Here is a 17,003-nt window from a genome sequence, read left to right as displayed (position 1 = left end):
GGCGTGCTCCTACCGCACAACTGGTTCGCCATGGAAGCGCCGCCTTGAGGGCTTCGAAACCCCGAAGCCTACCTCCATCATTAGTCTCGGCTTGGTTTTAGCTGGTGTGCCCATGTGGAAACCAAATGGGTCCTCTACAAAGCCCGTTCCCGCCCCTCCAGTAAGGGTCATCACATTTTGTTGTCCATAGAAACCCACCACTTCGTGCGCCGGGTGGCCTACGAGGAGAGTCAGTTGATGCTTTAGGCGTCGGCGGTTGTGACTTCCGCGGACATAAACATGCGGACCCGCCTCTTCATCAACATCAGAAAGATAAAAGAAGAATTTCAGCATTCGCCAGTCGTCTAAATCAAAATGAAACTTGAACGACGCCCTGCTCAGTTCAGCATCTGATGGGCTGCTGGTCGGAAAGCTCCACCAAGTCCTCGTCGTGATCAATTTCGCACCGTCGCCCAGGTAGTGGCGGGCAACCTCGAGGAGCAGCGGATCTTGCTGGACAGCGATGGCGGCATCGCACTTCAATACCCTTTCGTAGTGGTGACCGCTAAGTATCGCCCGGCGGAAGAGGCGCTCGGCCTCTTGATGATCTTGCGGCAAAAATTCGAGCTTCCGGTCGAAATTGCCGAAGCATGGTGTCTCACGAGCAAAACGAGCAATTCCTTCTATGATCGCATTTGGCAGCTTCAATCCTGGGTAAATGCCTGAGCGTTTTAGCTCTGTCGCGATAGCGTCTGCCTTTAGGTCACCGAACATCGAGTCACGCGTGCGTGACACAATTGCAGCCGGTTTGGCGGTAAGCCAATGGGCTTTGCGAAAAGGGATGGTGCGTGCCAAAAGGAACATCGGCAGCCAAGCGGGGTTCTCTCGAAGATCCGTCATGTATGTTGGGATTCGGGACGCCATGCGGCGGAACACTCCGCCGTTGCGCGAGATAGCTTCCAGGTCCTGACCCGCGGGAGTCGATGAACGTTGCATTTAGCGGCCTTTCTAACGTTTGCGTCGCGGCGGTTTTCTCGACACCCCGTCTCGCAGTGCTGACTAATTTTGCCGTGGTGTTGTTCGGACGTTGCACGGGTCGCTTGGCATGTTGACCCGCACGCGTCGCTTTCGAAGCTTTGATCAACTTTCAACCGCTGCGACTAACCTCCTAATCCCATGTGAAAGTTCGTACCTGTCGGGATACCGATTGTCCCGGTAAAGGACACTGGACACATTTCACCCTTCGCTATTGCGCATCATCTTCTTCGTGAAATCCGATCGTGGCGCCATTGTTACTCCAAATCGCCTTGGGTCTGACAAATCATTTGTTTGGATGAGAGCGATTAAGATCGTGAATATTGGACAAGTCAGCCCTTTGTCTTGCGAGATAGCGGGATCTCTCCCTGCTCGGGCGACGGATTGGCCTGCTGCTTCAGCCGAGGGCGGCCTTCAAGCAAATCCGGTGCTTGCATCCGCTCGGGGCAGCGTCGCTGCAACTGCCTCCGGCCGGCTTACGCTTGAGGCTCAGTCCTTGCTGTGCTCCCCGTGCCGTCGCTACGGTAGCGACTGCGAGAGGTCTCATAAAAATGCGTGCGGATGCCGGTCATAGCGTCTATGAGGGCATCCCACGCGGGGGGAAGGTGCTCTTCTACTAAAAGCCGGCGCAGCATGCGCGTAAGTCCAGCCAGCTCGTCGCTTAAAAACTTCGCTGCAGGCATTGCCGGATAGCGCCGCAGTAGAAGGATCACTGAGTTGTCAGTTTCGCCCATCGAACTATCTCTATCGCACCCATGCAGATCGTTCTGCAAGCGGCCTATCGCTGAGATAAGCCAGATCGCCTGGCGGAAAGCTGGACAGCGGCGCAAGCATGCCATGTCCAATCCCCAAAGTAACGAGAGACAGCAAAACACGTTGGTGTAGGCGATCGAGGCTACCCCGTTGTCAAGGTATTCAGCGTATGACCACTGCTTCCCCGTTGCCGCTTGCGTGTGACCGGCGCGTAGCGCCCCGCAGTAGCGACGGGTATCGTCCAGAAGCTGGATATAGTCGCGCCGATCGTAGGCGAGCTGGGCGAGTAAAGCGCGCTGCGCAGCACACGACTCGAATCCGCTGGGAGCACGGGGTGCCTCTTGCGCTAGCGCGAGTTCCACTGCGGCAAGCTGCTCAGGCGCGATCAAGTCGTGATCGTAGCAATCGTCGAGCCAGAACAGGAGTGCCAGTTCGCGATAGAAGGCCAGTATCAGGGTTTCGTCCCGCGGATCGCGGAACGTGCGCGCGCTAAGTTCGTCCAACCAAGGTTGAATACTCTCCAAGATGTACTGGCCGCCTCTGACTGCTTCCACGGCATGATCCGCGGCGAACCCGCTCAGGCTTCGGCCCCAATCCAATACCAGTTTCAGGGCAAACTCAGTCTTCATTACGGTGCTCCGGCTTACTCCCCCAGGAAAGCGCTAGCCACAAGCCTACGAGCTCTGCCACGCGGACGACACGTGTGGGGCAATAGAGTTCTTTGCCGATCCAAAGTGCAGTGTAAGGCGAAGTGTTCGCTACATAATGGGCCAGCATCCATTCCAAAGCACGTGCCACCGCTTGGCCAGCACGCGCGCGGGCTGTTGGCGTCTCTCTCTCGTCCAGCACGCGCAAGGCAAAGAGCGCATAGGCGGTCTCCTCGAATGTGGATCCGCTCCCTGCGCCCCAGCCGCCATCGTCGCGCTGCGCCTTTAGCAGCGCCACCAAGACCCGCTCGTCCCGCCACTTCGGAGCGCCTTGCGCCAAAGCAGCGACCGCATGCGAAGTCGGGTACAGCCAGGAGGCGTGCCATTTTTCATTGTCCCATACACCTTGTGGATTTCGATTGGCGTCGACGAAAGCGCTTGTGGCAGCGGCGGTCTGGCCGGCCAATCGCAAGGCATGAAGAGCGTGGATGTTTGTGGACACCGAAGCATTGCGCTCGCCCGGAAAGGTGACGAAAACCTCACCGATCTTGAATTGGCGTAGCGCGTGGGCCCCAGGCACCCGACCCACGAGGTTCAAGACGCATAGCGCTACAGCAGTGTCGTCCGCATCGGCTGCAAAATGTGATGCCGGGCCTAGGCCATTCGTGCTCATGCAAGCCTCTAGTCGCGCGACGATCCGGCGCACCGCCTGAGCGAGGGCGGGATGCGCTAAAAGGCCACCCAAATGCAAGCTGAACAGCGACCAACACGGCTCGAATATATCGATTGGCCACACGTTGGGAAGGATATTGTCGAGGCCGCTGGCCGTCGCCAGCGATGCAGCATGCAGGTATGCGTCGGCGCGCCTGAGCAGCTCTGGTGAACTCGCTTGTGCACTTGCTTGGGCACGCCACGCCGCGGTTGCGGCTGGGCTAATACCGATGCTGCCGTGCTCATCTGGGGAAGCCATAGCCGGCGATGATCCCCAAGCCTCCCACGAGTGAAGCAGAGGATGCCCGCTCGGCAAAGCCGCTAACGTGTGGACTTTGGCGAGGCGAGACTGCCGCAGCCGTACCAACGCGCGGTGGCGCGGAAGGTTCAATCCTTTCGATCGCGTCGCCTCGCCCAGAAGCTGCGGCAGGATCAGCTCTGCTCCGATAGGCGCGTCTTCCGGTACCGCATGCTCATATGGATCGGGTTGGTGCCGGAGGAACTGTTCTGCGGCTTGTACCGCGTCAGCAGCACCGGGAAAAGAACCGGCGCGCTGCAATGCTAAAAAGGCTGCCCAAGTGGGCGCGTGGCGGAACAACGGGAAGTCCGAGCTTCCCCAACCGCCGTCGGGCTGTTGTTGCGCGATAAGCCAGTCGCATGCCTCATGATTGCCAGCGACGACGCCACTGAAATGGAGGGCCCGTGCGGTATCATAGACTGACGGGCCGACGCAGCCACCATCGCTCATCTTGCTGAGGAGGTGGCGCAACTCCGAGAGGATCTGGTCAGACGGTGCGGTCACGCTGCTGCCTTCTTCCGTAAGTGATGACACCCGTGTTTAACCGGCCGCTAGGCGCGCCACTGTTGCTCCGCCATCTCCGCTGTCCACGCCCGAGCACGTGGTGCCAATCCATCACCGGGCGGCCCTGTCTCTGGCGCGGACTCTGATAAAGAACAGGAGATATTGTCGACGCGGGCCATACGCGGTCGGTGCCGGTAGACACTATGCGCACGTGCGGGTTCATATACATGATGCGTCCTTAGCCAGATACACGTAGGCCTGCTGTAACATCTGCCCCAGGCGCTGCGCATCCGGGCCTAGCGGCACGATCGCCTCACTGGCCTCGCCAAAAAGATCCAGCACGAACTGCCGGGCGGCCTTCAGTCCCATGATCGACGCGCAGGTCGGCTTCTGCGCCGCCGCGTCCTTTCCAGGGGTTTTGCCGAGCGTGGCCTTATCGGCTGTTGCGTCAAGAATATCGTCGACCACCTGCAATGCCATCCCGAAACAATCGCTATAGCGATCCAGCGCCTCGTATAACTCATCGTGCTCGTCATTTTCCGCGATCGTACACAACGCGCCCATTCGAACGGAGGCACGCACAAGCGCACCAGTCTTCATTCGGTGCATCTTCAGGATCGTGTCGAGTTCGGCGGTCTTTCCAACGAGCGCCAAGTCCATAGCCTGGCCTCCAGCGGCACCCCCGGTAGATACTGCCTGGGCAAGTTCGCGCACGAGTGCGGAGCGCCTGTCGGCCGGAGCGTCCAAGCCAGCAAGGGTGAGAAAAGCGTGTGCTTGCAATGCGTCTCCAACCAGGATCGCAGTGGCTTCGCTGAACTTGACGTGCACCGTTGGATGGCCGCGGCGAAGCACGTCGTCATCCATCGCAGGTAGGTCATCGTGAACAAGGGTACAGGCATGCATCATCTCTATGGCGGCTCCGACGTCGTCGAGAGTAGCCGCCGAGGCCTCGGCTAGTGCACCGGCGGCCATACACAGCAAAGCGCGGGTGCGCTTCCCGCCATTCAAGGTGGCGTAGCGCATTGCCGCCGTGAGTTCGGTCTCACCGTCGTCTCCTGCCTCAAGAAGCCGCGTCAGCGCCTGTTCGACCCGTTTCACTCCGTCCTGCATCCAAGCCTCCGAGTGCAGCCCGACGGATTTTGCGCCAGTCTGATCGGAGGGTTGACCAAGCTCGGGAATTCGGCGCTGGTGTAGCGTGGGATCAGTCTGCATATTGTGCATGTCCTATGTCTCACCCGGAACTGCGTCGACGAGCAATGTTGCTGGTGCCGTAGCCAAGCTGGCCACTGGGCAAGGCTTGTTCATGAGAACCCGATTCGGACCTTCATGGACGGCTGCGCCGTCGGGAAGAAACGTCGTCCCTTCTCAGCGTCGTTAAGCAACTGCGGCTTCACGCCGGTTTTTTGCATGGTCAGCGCCAACGCCACGGCAAATTGGACCAGTTCAAGCCATACCAGATGGTAACCGATGCACACGTGCGGCCCGGTACCGAACTGCAACATATCAAGGGGTCCTACGGGCTCTACGCGTCCCAGCCAACGCTCAATGCGGAACTGATCTGGCGCGTCGTGCAGTAACGATGAGGTCGAGAAGTGCAGCAGCGGGATACCAAGCCTGGTGCCTGCAGGAAGGTGGCGCCCGCCAAGATGCAATTCCCGCGTCGTGCGACGCGGTACGAGCGATGATGCCGGATGCAGGCGTAAGGTTTCCCGAAACAGGGCCTCGGCAACAGGAAACTGCGCCAGGTGCTCGTGCTGTGTAGGCACCGTCCCTGCGTGTCGCGCTTCCTCGACCAGGGCGTGCCAAAGATCGGGCTGGCGCGCCAACTCGATTACCATCCAGGCCATCGTCGAGGCAGTTGTTTCGTGACCGGCTAGCAGTAGCAAACGGACGTTAGCAACAAGGACGTCATCTGACAGCGCATCTTCACTGCAATCGAAGGCGCTCACCATGTCGTTTATCAAGCCGGTTCGAGTGGAGCGCGCGCGGGCGTCGCGGATGAATTGTCGCGACTGGGCGTCGATCCAGTCGCGGGCGGCGCGACCGCGCCGCAGCGGTGTTCCAGGCAAGTCCACGGGGGGAGCGACGATCAACTGTAATAGTTGCCGGTACTTGCGATGCCACACGGGCAGATCTTGCGGCGGGATCCCCATGAGATAGAAGGTAAGCTTGAGCATCAGGTCGCCGGTTTCAGGTAAGATAGAGACGCCCCCACGCTCGCGCCACGCCTGCACCCGCGCCCGGATGATGGGTGCAAATAGATCACCAATGCCAGCCGCAGTGAGCCCCTTGGGAAGAAAAGCCTCCTTGATGCCGTCTCGCGCCCGGCGGTGCGCGCTACCGTCCAAACTGACCAATGTTCCACCGAGAATCTCGGGCGCCATTTCGCCGATTAGTGACGAAGAGACGTTTTTGTGCCGGAGCGCCGCGAGCGTATCAGGATCGAGGCAAATCATCAGCTGCCCCCCGGGCCAAAATCCAGCCAGAAGTGGTTCCCTAGCATTCCTTTTGCGCGCCGTAGCAGGCGGGGAAGGTCGCTCACGATGGCGGGAAGATGCCCCACTATCGGGAACGCGCCGGGCATGATCGGGATGTTGTATTGCAGCGTGCGCCGGCGGTTCAGCGGGTTGAGCAGCATGTCTCTTACCTCTCCTGGGCAAAGGGCGCTTCGTCCACGCTATCGACGGGGCGCTCGGCCGGATTATTGCCGCCATCTGCGTATGTCGGCAGGTGCGCCAGCATGCCGCCGTCGATGCACACAACTTGCCCGGTGATGAACGCAGCGTCGTCGGAAAGCAGAAAAACCACCAGCGCGGCCACGTCCTCGGGGCGGCCAACGTGCGCCAGGAGTTGGTGCCGGTGCAATTGCCGTTGCAATCGCTCGTCGAGCTTGGCGAGGAGACGTTCCGTCATGATGAGACCCGGCGCGACGGCGTTGCAGCGTATCTGCGCGCGACCGTATTGCGTGGCAAGGGAGGTTGATAGCATGTTCATTGCGGCCTTCGACGCGGCGTAGGAAGTCAGCGCGGTGTCACCGCTGAGCCCCTGGCACGAGGACATGTTGACGATCGCGCCACCGCCACGGGCGATCATTCGCGGGATGGCCTGCCGGCAGCAGAGCAGCGTGCCGCGCAGATTAGTCGCCATCGTCTGATCCCAAACCGCTAGGTCCAGGTCGAGGATCGCGCGGTCGCGCGGGGTCAGATGCATGGCGCTCGCGTTGTTCACCAGCAGGTCGATCCCGCCGAAGTGGCGCTCCGCCGTTTCGAACAGCGCTGCCACCGCTTGCGCGTCGGCGATGTCGACGGCCAGGGTCAGCGCGTGACCAGTTTCGGCCGCGATCTGCGCCGTGCAGGCGGTTGCCGCTGAGTCGTCAATGTCGGCCACCACCACTCTGCCGCCCTCGCGCGCGATGGCGAGGGCGCATGCCTTGCCGATGCCAGCGCCAGCGCCGGTCACCACGGCCACCTTTCCCTCAAACCGTCCCATCGTGTCGTCCCGGTTTGTGTTCATCTCTCGTGGCATGCCGCCCGAGCTCGGCCGGAGAGGGCAGGGGGCCGACATTCCCTGGCTCGCCACCGCAATCGTCGCTTTCGATGACCCGAATGGCGCCCACCGGGCACTGACTGGCCGCAAGCCGAACCGCGGCGTGCTGCGCCTTAGCGACGGTCGCCACGTAAACTTCGGCCACGCCATCCGCTTCGCGCTGCCGAAAGATGCCAGGCAGGGTCAGCACGCACTGCCAGGTGGTTCCGCACAGTTCTTGGTCGATCACGACGCGCATCTCACGCCTCTCCACCGGCATGAATCCGTACGGGTAAAGTGCGAAACGTTCTGAGGAACGCAGATGGCTCCCGTATCGGCGTCTCGGCCAGTGCGAGCGTCGGGAAGCGCGCCTCAATGCGGGGAAGGCTCTCAGCCAGTTGCACCCGGGCAAGTTGCGCGCCGAGGCAGAAGTGGATACCGTGCCCGAAACTCAGCATGATTTTCCCGTCGTTCGACATGCCGGGGCTGGTGCTGCCGTAGAATCGTGCGGGATCGAAGCGGTCAGGATCGGGAAACGCGTCCGGGTCACGATTGCCGGCCGCGAGTAGCACGCGCACGTCTGCACCTTTGGGTATCATCACGCCACACAGCTCAATGTCACGCTGGGCGATCCGCGGAATGGAGCTGAACATGGCGGGGGCGTCGCAGCGCAATACTTCTTCTACGAATGCCTCGACCCCGGCGTCTTCCTGTAGCCAGTGTCGCTGCTCCGGATATGCCAGCATCGCCAGGACCGCATGGCCGATCGTCGCAGCTGTAGTGGCGAAGCCGCCGAGCAGCATGCCCCAAAGCATGCTGATCAATTCTGCATCCGACAGCTTGTCGGCGTCGTCGCTGTGAGCGCCCACCAGCATCGAGACGATGTCCTGGCGGGGATCGGTGCGCTTGCGCTGGATCAGGTCGCCGTAGTAGGCCATAATTTTGGCGCTAGCTGCGTCCGCCGCTGCGAGTTGGGCATCGTTGGCGTGCGGGCTCAGCCCCTCCAGGAGGGCGCCAATGATGGCGGCGAGCCCGGACATGTCATCTTGGGGCATGCCGAACAGTTCTGCAAAGACTAGCATTGGCAGGGCAAGCGCAAATTCGCGATGAAGATCCACTATCTCCCGGCGTCCCAAGGCCGGCGCAATAGCGTCCAGGCGCTCTTCGACTATTCGCGCGATGTTCGGCCGTATATTGTCGATCTCGCGTTTGGTGAAATCACGGGAGACCAGTCGGCGCAAGCGCGTATGTGTCGGAGGATCCTGCATCGCTAAGGTAGAAGCCAGCAAACTCAGCGACAGGCTGGTCGCTGCACGAGGGAAATAGCGCGCCAAATCGCCCGGTGCCGGTCCTCGAAACGCATCCCCCGTGGCCTTAAGCGCCCAGTAGATGTCGGCGTGGCGGCTCAACAGAAAGAGCCCGGACGTGGCGCGATGGACCGGATCGTGCTGGCGCAACCAACGCATGAACGGATACGGGTCGTGGATACACGCTGGCGACGCCAGTTCGGCGAAGGCATCCCGGCATACCGCCACTGTTTCTTTCACGTCCATCTTCGTTACCCGTTTGGTTGGCTGATCCGCCGGCGCCATGGAAGCTCGGCCGCAAAGTGCAGAAACTCTGCCGCTAGCCCGTCCCCGCATCACCAGAGCACCGGCATCTCTTCGAAGCCGCCAGTGATGATCTCCTTGCGCAACTCCAGTTCTTCAGGCTCCACGGCAAGGCGCAGCCCCGGGAAGCGCTGGAAGATCGAACCGAACACTGCCTTCAGCTCCAGCCTGGCTAGCGCCCCGCCGATGCAGTAGTGCGGCCCGTAGGAGAACGCCAGGTGCGGGTTTCCCTCGCGTGCGATGTCAAAGACTTCTGGTTTGTCGAAATGGCGCAAATCAAAGGACGTCGCCGGAAGACCGACAAGCACCTTGCTCTCCGCTGGGATATGCACGCCTGCTATGGTCACATCGCATCTTGGATAGCGCATGATGCCATCCCAGCCCGCCCCCGGCGGGTACATGCGCAGAATTTCCTCCACCGCCTTGTCCAACAGCGATGGATCGGCGATCAATCGCTCGCGCTGTTGCGAATGGCGAAACATAGCCAGTAGGCCGCACTCGATTTGCGCGGCGGTGCTCTCGTGCCCCGCTACCAGCATGCCCGCTGCTAGGCCGATTGCCTCTTCCTCACTGGCCTTACCCTGATCCACCGCCAGCAGGAGATCTGTCAGGAGATTATCGCCCGGATCTCGGCGCTTCTCTCGCATCCTGTCGCGGATGTAGACCCGCAGTTCTTCCCAGGCCAAGCGGGACGCACTGCGCGGGCCGGTTTCGTGTTGATGGGTCATCACCTCATCGGACAGTCCCGCGAAAAACGCATGGTCCTCGTACCTCACGCCCATTAGTGCGCTGATGACCATGGCCGGAAGCGGAAAGGAAAGGTACTTGCGCAGGTCAGCCGGCTGCGGTTGGATCGAAAGCGTTGCGAATAACTGTTCGGCTATCGACTCGACCTGCTGTGCAAGCAAGTCTGTCCGCAAGTCGCTGAAGGCCGGCGCTATAATCGCGCGCAGGCGGGAATGCTCGTCTCCCTCGTGGGAAACCAGCCACCCGGGAGAACCAAGCATCACGGAATCTGGCGTGAACGCCGTCGGCGTCCCCGCAGGTCGAAAAGCCGCGTCGGACAACACCGCTTTGGCTTCGTCATAGCCTGTCACCCACCAGCCTTCGTGCCCGGACGGGAAACGGACGCGATGGATTGGTCCCTCTCCCCGTAGCGCCAACATTTCGGGCGAGGGCTCGATGTGGTCGACGCGCCACATCGGTAGCGTCGGCAGAGAGTGTTCTGGCATGATGGTATTTCGCTTTCCAAGCGATGGCTTTTCTTTAAAAATCAATCCCTGTTTTGCACGGGTGACGTCGTGTCCCTCTCGCAATGACCGAGTGCCTCTCCGTCGCATGAATGCTGCGGGAGAAGCACCTGATGATCCTAACTTAGCTGCCGCAGTACAGAGCGACCAAGGTCCGCTGAGCGGACTTGCGCCGGCTCGTCACTACGGAAACGTCGATGTATTCATTGTTATAGCTTGCCCACCGCTCCAACACCGTTGACGGGAGCCTTACTTCAGCCTCAAGGCCTCCCGCCCTGGTCGCGCCGCCCGACAGCGTCGCGAAAATCCCTGCGAGCGGAATGCAAACTTTCGACTTCATTCGAACATTCTCCGCATATTGCCAGCCTAAAATGATCCGCGCACAGGCCAGAGTCAGAGGCGAACACTTACGCTATTTCGGCCCCGAAGACCGTAGCACTGCGATCGGTTTTCGCTGACCTGACAAATGCAAATCGCATGCCGGGTTGAATCCACAAGGACCTAAAAGCTCACCACAGTCGCCGCAGTGTTAGGTTCCTTGCAAAAAGTCGGAATGTCGGCGGAGTGATAGCAGCTCCCCGACATCGACTTATCTCGGGCGGAAGAGAACCCGATCGAAGCAAATGTTTTTTCGGAATCGATGCACCGGCCTGTCGGGGCTGACTTGCTGCGAGATGATAGAGGCTGATAGAGGCTGATAGAGATTGGTAGAGAATGTTGCCCGGGGCCGCTTCGGTTGTCCAAGTGAAAGCTCGACCAGGACCTACTATTCTTCAGGGCGAGCGCGACGCATCTGCGTCCTTGGTTCTGTGGGGCAGGCACATCCGCGATAGGAATTTCACCTGTTGTCTGCAGCTATCCAGACCCGGAACAATTCCCAACGTGGGTATCCCGGTAGAAAGCTACACCCTTCCATCCTTCTTGAACAATCCAGTGTAGTCCACAGGCGGGCAAGCGCTGACGGTGGTCTTATGTGGAATCTTCATCCTCATCTGCATGCCTCGAGATACGCAACCACATGTCTGTTTTTTGGTTTGTTCAACCTTACCCGGAGAATATCTAGCTGCCGATACGGCCCCTAAGCAGCTTCTGCTAACCGAAAGGGTGCGCAGAACTGGGTTGAAGTCGGCGTGAAAGCCCTAGGGAAGGCGGGAAAGAACAATAATGCCATGATTGCCAGCCGGTTGGCCGAATACGTTTTATACAACTGTGTGACTGCCACAAGAGGAAAAGTCTACTAATACTTGAAACTCATTGTACTTATTTCTGCCATTTATATTACTTTAATTGGGGGCTGAGCAGCAGGCGTTCTAGTGTTCCAAGCAGAGACAAACCTATGAGATTTAAGGGTCTAGATCTTAACCTTCTCGTCGCGCTTGACGCGCTGATGACGGAACGAAATCTTACCGCGGCTGCACGTAGCATCAACCTTAGCCAGCCTGCGATGAGCGCGGCGGTTGCCAGGCTGCGAACATATTTTCGAGACGAGCTGTTTATGATGGTGGGCCGCGAGCTCGTCCCGACGCCCCGAGCCGAAGGACTCGCTGCATCGGTGCGTGAAGCGTTGTTGCACATCCAGCTATCGGTTATTTCGTGGCAGCCTTTCGATTCCGCTCAAAGCGAACGTCGCTTCAGAGTGATCCTGTCCGACTACGTCACGCTGGTATTTATCGAGAATGTAGTCGAGCGGGTAGCGCGAGAGGCTCCAGGGGTAAGTTTTGAATTCATGCCGATCGCCGAAGATTTCGACGAGCTCCTACAGCGCGGCGACGTCGACTTTCTGATCATGCCTGAGGTCATTCATGTCGAAGCACCCTTACACGGGGCTTTTCGATGATGTCTTCGTATGCGTGGCTTGTGAAGGAAACGACTGCATCGGCGAATCCTTCTCCTTCGATCAGTACATGTCGATGGGGCATGTCGCCGTCAAATTCGGCTGTTCCTTGAAACCTGCTGTTGATGACTTGTATTTGCGCGAACGCGGTTACTCGAGGCGCGTAGAGATCGTGGTTCAGTCTTTCAGCATGATACCGGCGATGCTCTCTGGAACGCGTCGTATTGGCACGATGCCTTTGAGACTTGCTCAGCATTGTGCACAGAGTACGCCACTGCGCATTCTGGATTTACCGCTGCCAATTCCGAAGCTGACCGAGGCAGTTCAGTGGCCTATGCTTCACGATAACGATCCTGCCAGCCTTTGGATGCGCCAAACGCTTCTTGAAGAGGCCGCAAGGATGGCGCCTTCTGAACAGGTGTATCCGGCACTGGCACGCCAATTCGTGTCCCTAGAAACCACAGCCGCCCGACCAGCTTTGGAAGGCGGCGCTGTGCGTTCGCTTACGACAGAAACAGCTTCTGTGTGAGATGCGTAAACTCGACCACGAACGGGCAGTCGCTCTGGCTGACTTCGTGACTTGGCGGCCAGCGGCAAAGTAGAGAGCCTTGGTCCCGCTGGTCGACCTCTCGAGGCGGCTGCTTTGATCGGCCGGCCTGCTCCGGACGGCCATGATCAATTTGTCCGTCCTGTGACAATCGGTTGTTCGCAATACGGCTGAAGTTGTCTCTTCAACGCCCCGAAATACCGTGTTGGTCGCTCTTGAAGCTGATGTTGCACGTGGCACGGGTTTTGAAACACTGCAAGCGGCGCGGCTGAGTGCCAGCCGGACGCCGAAAACCAATGAAGGGGAAGTAAGGCAAGATGGCAGATTCGCGTCAAATCGCATTCTACGGCAAAGGAGGTATCGGCTAATGCACGACCTCCCAGAACACGCTAGCGGCCCTCGTCGATCTTGGGCAGAAAATTCTCATCGTCGGTTGCGACCTGAAGGCTGCGTCGGAGGTCATGGCGATCTCCCTTCAGTCTTCGTCGTCGAAAAAGGAAAAAACGACAGGAGCTTCTTTCCGACTATATTGTTACGAAGGAACAGCGCCGTTCAATGGCGATCATTGGCGATCCTGACTCGAACTGCTTTCCAGGATCCAGCTGTTCTACACATGCATAGGGCTCGGAGTGGAGGAACGTACGGGCCTTCAAACATCCTCGCTGATGACAATCAACCACGAGGGGTTGGGCGTGTCGTTTTTAATGACCGCGCGCCTCGTGACTTTGTCGAAAACACTACGGGATGTCCATCGCTTAGTTTTGGCTCCTGCAGGAGTTATCTGGATGTGGTGAAACGTTACTCGACCATGCCATGAAGATCATCTTTACCTTTCGGGATGTGGCGCGGGCATAACGTTCGACGTAAAAGAGGGAACCATGCTGAACCTAGATGAACAGCTCAAAATCGTACGCAAGTTGCAGTTCCGGGCCGCGTCGGCGAAGCTGGAGCTGCATGATTTGGCTGAGGATCTCCCGGTTCGCTGGACCGACATCAAACTTGTGGCCGAGAAGACATTTGATGCTTTTGCAGAATTGGACGCCGCTCGCAAGAAGCTGTCAATCTCGGGGAAGGGGCGATGATTGGGCCATTTTACACGCACGATGGTTCAAGCTGGGAACCTTAATAACTAGCATCGATGCGATTAGCTGCATTCGGGTGCGGCCGCTGCTTCAAGGTCTGCTAGCGACAAGGGGTGCGTCTTCACGGCGTCTATGAGCTGGGGGAGGTCTTCGAGGTGTCCGAAGGTGATGAATTAGATGATCGGCTAAATCGTATGGTCATGGTCGTCGACCGGCGGTGCATCTGTGCGCGTGTTTGCCCAAAGAACTGTCAAACCATGTCGACGCTTCAGATGTCGATCATTGATAATACGCGAGATTAGGAGAGTTTATCGTGTCCTTCCGGATATTTATTCCAATCCTGCTGCTGATCGTTATCGTGAGTGGTGGTTCAGCATACGCTGCCTCACTGTCAATTACTCGGACCATTTTCGTTCTGCTTCCAGTATATTTGGTCGCACAGGTCGCCTACTTCATCAGCCTTGTGTATGCTGTATATCGTTCCCGCAACGCTGATTTTTGCCAGCCGCGACCGGTTTATCCGGCAAACGTGAAGGCTGCTGAAAAGCTGCGAATAAGAGGTCATGAAGGTATCAACGCTTCCAACATTCTCCACCTCCGCCAAAATCGGGAACCCTAAGGTGCTTCAGGTCTGATTCTCGGTTCCTTGCAGACTTAAGAGGGTTCGCGACGGCCATTCAGTCGCGGTCCTGTTGTTCAGCAGGGGCTGTCCACATCACGTACTCTCGAACGCAAACTATTGAGCCGTGCGCCTTTCATCGCCATCCCTAAGTGTCTCTAAGGGTGGGCTATCACGTGACGCCCTCGCTACGGGCGTCGTCTACACTTTTTTCTCGAGCGAAACATGCTGAAAAATTTTCCCAGATATCCACTAACCTTTGGTCCAACCCCAATTGAGAAGCTTGATCGACTGACCGAGCATCTCGGAGATAGGGTCGAAATCTACGTTAAAAGGGAGGATTGTAATTCGGGCCTTTCTTTCGGCGGCAATAAGCTTCGTAAACTGGAATACATTATCCCCGATGCCATTGCTTCCGGTGCAGACACTCTGGTGTCGGTTGGTGGAGTGCAGTCGAACCACACGCGAATGGTAGCCGCAGTTGCTGCAAAGATCGGTATGAAATGCTTGCTCATCCAAGAAAGTTGGGTACCGGGCGTGGATGCCAATTATGATCGTGTCGGTAACATTCTCATAAGCCGACTGATGGGCGCGGAGGTGCGTCTCGTTGACGCTGGATTCGACATGGGAGCATCAGAGAGCCTTGAGAGGGCGGTAGAGGATGTTAAGCAACAGGGCGGGAGGCCATACAAAATTCCAGCGGGAGCTTCCGAACACCGCTTCGGTGGCCTCGGTTATGTTGGCTTTGCCTCGGAACTTCGCGACCAGGAGAGGCAGCTGGGCTTCGTTTTTGATTTCATCGTCGTGTGTACTGTTACCGGATCGACACAAGCCGGTATGGTGGTCGGCCTTTCAAAGGATGGGCGGCAGCGCAATGTGATCGGGATCGACGCTTCCGGCATCCCAGAGAAAGCCCGGGCAGAAGTCTTAAAGATCGCCAAGCGTACGCAGAGGTTGGTCGATCCCAGCATCAGCATTCAAGCTGGCGATGTTGTCTTGTTCGATGACTATGCCTATCCCCACTATGGGGTGCCGTCAGCCGATACGGTCAGGGCGATCCGCCTTTGCGCGCAGCTGGAAGGTATTGTGACGGATCCCGTATATGAGGGCAAGTCGATGCAGGGGCTAATAGATCTCGTACAGACGGGATACTTTCCCGACCGATCAAAGGTGCTGTTCGTACATCTTGGCGGGGGGCCGGCGATCAATAGCTACAGCAATGCTTTCTATACGCCCTAGCGTGATTGTGCCGCTGGAGCCGACTGCCGGCTTTGCCTCTCCTCATGCGATGACCCAGGCCGTTGCCGCCGAGATAATCGGCCCGGCCCCGAAGCCTGCCTCAAAGCTTTGCGTGGCGGCGATGCGGTAGTGCTCTGAAAACCCGACCGTCTCGGGCGTGATCTGCCTCAATCTTATCGATGACCTGAGCAAGCGGAAGATCGGTATCAAGGTGCTCGCCGGTGAAGACGCGTCGATCGACACCACGACCGCCAACGGCCGGCTAGTGTTCGCGATCTTTGCCGCTCTTTCGTAATTCGAACGCCCTCTGATCGTCGCGAGAACGAAGGTCACCATCCAATCGACGACTTCGCTGCAGGGCGGCTGTGGTTAGTGATCCCTCGTAAGCCCAGTATCCGAGGGTGGATGGCAGCAACCCCTAGGGTCCACCCCGGCGATCGCGGCTTCCTCGCCGGGCTTGTGCGTGAAAGCTGCCGCGAGGTTGGAGAAGACGGGATGGGAAGATCCAGGAACAAGGAAACGCCTAATACGCCCAGCGCACCCGCGACCAAGCTCCCCGGCAGAAGCGCAAGTGCCGCTACAACCTTGCGGTGCCAGCGAAAAAACGACACTAGAAAACAGCCGTCAAGTTCCCCGACAGAGGGGGCAGCTGTTTTCGAGAGGGTTCAGCGACTTCAGACCGATCTCTTGTCAGCGGAAGCTGCAAGCTCTAACTCTGGTGCCTCCGGTTTTTAGCTCAACCGGCCGCGCGCGAGTGCAGCGAGGCAGTGCCGTGTCAGCTATATACATACGTCTCAAGCTGCCCATTGCTAATGGCTTTACAAGGTTTGTTGCCAGCAATCTATCATTCGCTCGGCGCTTTCTTATCTGCACGCATGAGGAGGGCATCAAGGCGCTTACGCACCAGATTTGGAAGTTTAGCAGTCTTAATGGCGTCGAGATTGGCCGGGTTATCGCCAACCTCAATGAGGGCCACCATTCCCATACCTGCATGCGGCGTGCATTTCACGACGTAGGCGCCCGGAATGTCGAATTTTGCCCGATATTCTTCGTTTGCTTTAGACTTGAATTCGGCCGCCCCCTTGGGGATTAGGTCATGGAATGTTTCGACATTGTGGCCCTTGTCAACGGGAATGAAGGTGACGTTGTCGCCGGGTGCAATCTTCACGAACCCCGGTTCGAAGACCATTGCGCCGTCGGCGCCTTTGTTGAGCATCCGGATCTGGTAATCCGCCGCCACGAGTGGCATCGCCGAAAAGGCCAAGGCTGCCGTTGCAATGATCGGACCGATTTTAAAACGCATTTCTTATCTCCGTTTGGACGCCGAATAGCCGTCAGCCCCCGACTTTAGGCGGAGATCAGCAGATATC

At 58.3% G+C, this 17,003-nt stretch carries 13 protein-coding genes and 6 pseudogenes; 6 read left to right on the top strand and 13 right to left on the bottom strand.

What is annotated here, in order from left to right; genetic code table 11:
* Positions 1-9 precede the first annotated feature (9 nt).
* The 10 genes and pseudogenes from BN77_RS29285 to BN77_RS29240 form a co-directional block, all read right to left on the bottom strand.
* Positions 10-975 (bottom strand): phytanoyl-CoA dioxygenase family protein, encoded by a 966-nt coding sequence (locus tag BN77_RS29285; RefSeq protein WP_007539163.1) that lies wholly within the window; start codon positions 973-975, stop codon positions 10-12.
* Between the two features lie 515 nt (positions 976-1,490).
* Positions 1,491-2,396, bottom strand: coding sequence for a terpene synthase family protein (locus BN77_RS29280; RefSeq protein WP_007539161.1), 906 nt, complete (start codon positions 2,394-2,396; stop codon positions 1,491-1,493).
* Positions 2,386-3,927: a prenyltransferase/squalene oxidase repeat-containing protein gene (locus BN77_RS29275; protein ID WP_007539159.1), complete on the bottom strand. Its 1,542-nt coding sequence runs from the start codon at positions 3,925-3,927 to the stop codon at positions 2,386-2,388. Before BN77_RS29275 ends, BN77_RS29280 begins: the two co-directional genes overlap by 11 nt.
* A gap of 219 nt (positions 3,928-4,146) precedes the next feature.
* On the bottom strand, positions 4,147-5,139 hold the full coding sequence (locus BN77_RS29270; protein WP_007539158.1) for a polyprenyl synthetase family protein: 993 nt from the start codon (positions 5,137-5,139) through the stop codon (positions 4,147-4,149).
* 89 nt (positions 5,140-5,228) lie between these two features.
* A pseudogene (locus BN77_RS29265) lies at positions 5,229-6,565 on the bottom strand (cytochrome P450).
* 5 nt (positions 6,566-6,570) lie between these two features.
* Positions 6,571-7,416, bottom strand: a complete 846-nt coding sequence (locus tag BN77_RS29260) for an SDR family oxidoreductase (RefSeq protein ID WP_040679089.1) — start codon at positions 7,414-7,416, stop codon at positions 6,571-6,573.
* Entirely contained in the window at positions 7,403-7,711 is a 309-nt protein-coding gene (locus BN77_RS29255) for a ferredoxin (protein ID WP_007539152.1), read from the bottom strand. The genes BN77_RS29260 and BN77_RS29255 overlap by 14 nt, the downstream gene beginning before the upstream one ends.
* A 1-nt stretch (position 7,712) precedes the next feature.
* Positions 7,713-9,005, bottom strand: a complete 1,293-nt coding sequence (locus tag BN77_RS29250; protein WP_040679146.1) for a cytochrome P450 — start codon at positions 9,003-9,005, stop codon at positions 7,713-7,715.
* Positions 9,006-9,094: 89 nt separating this feature from the next.
* Entirely contained in the window at positions 9,095-10,294 is a 1,200-nt protein-coding gene (locus BN77_RS29245) for a cytochrome P450 (RefSeq protein WP_028748902.1), read from the bottom strand.
* Between the two features lie 142 nt (positions 10,295-10,436).
* Complete coding sequence (locus BN77_RS29240) at positions 10,437-10,652, bottom strand: hypothetical protein (protein WP_007539145.1); 216 nt, start codon at positions 10,650-10,652, stop codon at positions 10,437-10,439.
* A 996-nt stretch (positions 10,653-11,648) separates the two neighbouring features.
* Here BN77_RS29240 and BN77_RS29235 point away from each other — a divergent pair.
* From BN77_RS29235 to BN77_RS29220, 6 genes and pseudogenes are all read left to right on the top strand, one after another.
* Positions 11,649-12,675 (top strand): annotated as a pseudogene (locus BN77_RS29235) (LysR family transcriptional regulator).
* A gap of 335 nt (positions 12,676-13,010) precedes the next feature.
* Positions 13,011-13,184: pseudogene (gene nifH, locus BN77_RS33895) on the top strand (nitrogenase reductase); the annotation flags it as partial.
* A gap of 64 nt (positions 13,185-13,248) precedes the next feature.
* Positions 13,249-13,487 (top strand): annotated as a pseudogene (locus tag BN77_RS36075) (DUF269 domain-containing protein).
* Between the two features lie 84 nt (positions 13,488-13,571).
* Complete coding sequence (locus BN77_RS29230; RefSeq protein WP_007539142.1) at positions 13,572-13,775, top strand: CCE_0567 family metalloprotein; 204 nt, start codon at positions 13,572-13,574, stop codon at positions 13,773-13,775.
* A pseudogene (locus BN77_RS35365) lies at positions 13,772-14,077 on the top strand (ferredoxin family protein). Before BN77_RS29230 ends, BN77_RS35365 begins: the two are co-directional and overlap by 4 nt.
* Before the next feature lie 542 nt (positions 14,078-14,619).
* Positions 14,620-15,633: a 1-aminocyclopropane-1-carboxylate deaminase gene (locus BN77_RS29220; protein WP_007539135.1), complete on the top strand. Its 1,014-nt coding sequence runs from the start codon at positions 14,620-14,622 to the stop codon at positions 15,631-15,633.
* A 42-nt stretch (positions 15,634-15,675) separates the two neighbouring features.
* On the opposite strand, the gene BN77_RS36070 is transcribed toward BN77_RS29220, so the two are convergent.
* The 3 genes and pseudogenes from BN77_RS36070 to BN77_RS29210 form a co-directional block, all read right to left on the bottom strand.
* Positions 15,676-15,969, bottom strand: a complete 294-nt coding sequence (locus BN77_RS36070; RefSeq protein WP_202902627.1) for a hypothetical protein — start codon at positions 15,967-15,969, stop codon at positions 15,676-15,678.
* Positions 15,964-16,175: pseudogene (locus BN77_RS32940) on the bottom strand (carbonic anhydrase family protein); the annotation flags it as partial. The gene BN77_RS36070 and the pseudogene BN77_RS32940, both read right to left, overlap by 6 nt.
* Before the next feature lie 302 nt (positions 16,176-16,477).
* Positions 16,478-16,936 carry a pseudoazurin gene (locus BN77_RS29210; protein ID WP_007539130.1) on the bottom strand — a complete coding sequence of 153 codons (459 nt, stop codon included), beginning with the start codon at positions 16,934-16,936 and terminating at the stop codon, positions 16,478-16,480.
* Positions 16,937-17,003 lie beyond the last annotated feature (67 nt).

The organism is Rhizobium mesoamericanum STM3625 (genome assembly GCF_000312665.1).
Classification (GTDB): Bacteria; Pseudomonadota; Alphaproteobacteria; order Rhizobiales; family Rhizobiaceae; genus Rhizobium; species Rhizobium mesoamericanum.
The sequence above is the reverse complement of the archived record's forward strand: the minus strand, read 5'-3'. Positions and strand labels throughout refer to the sequence as shown.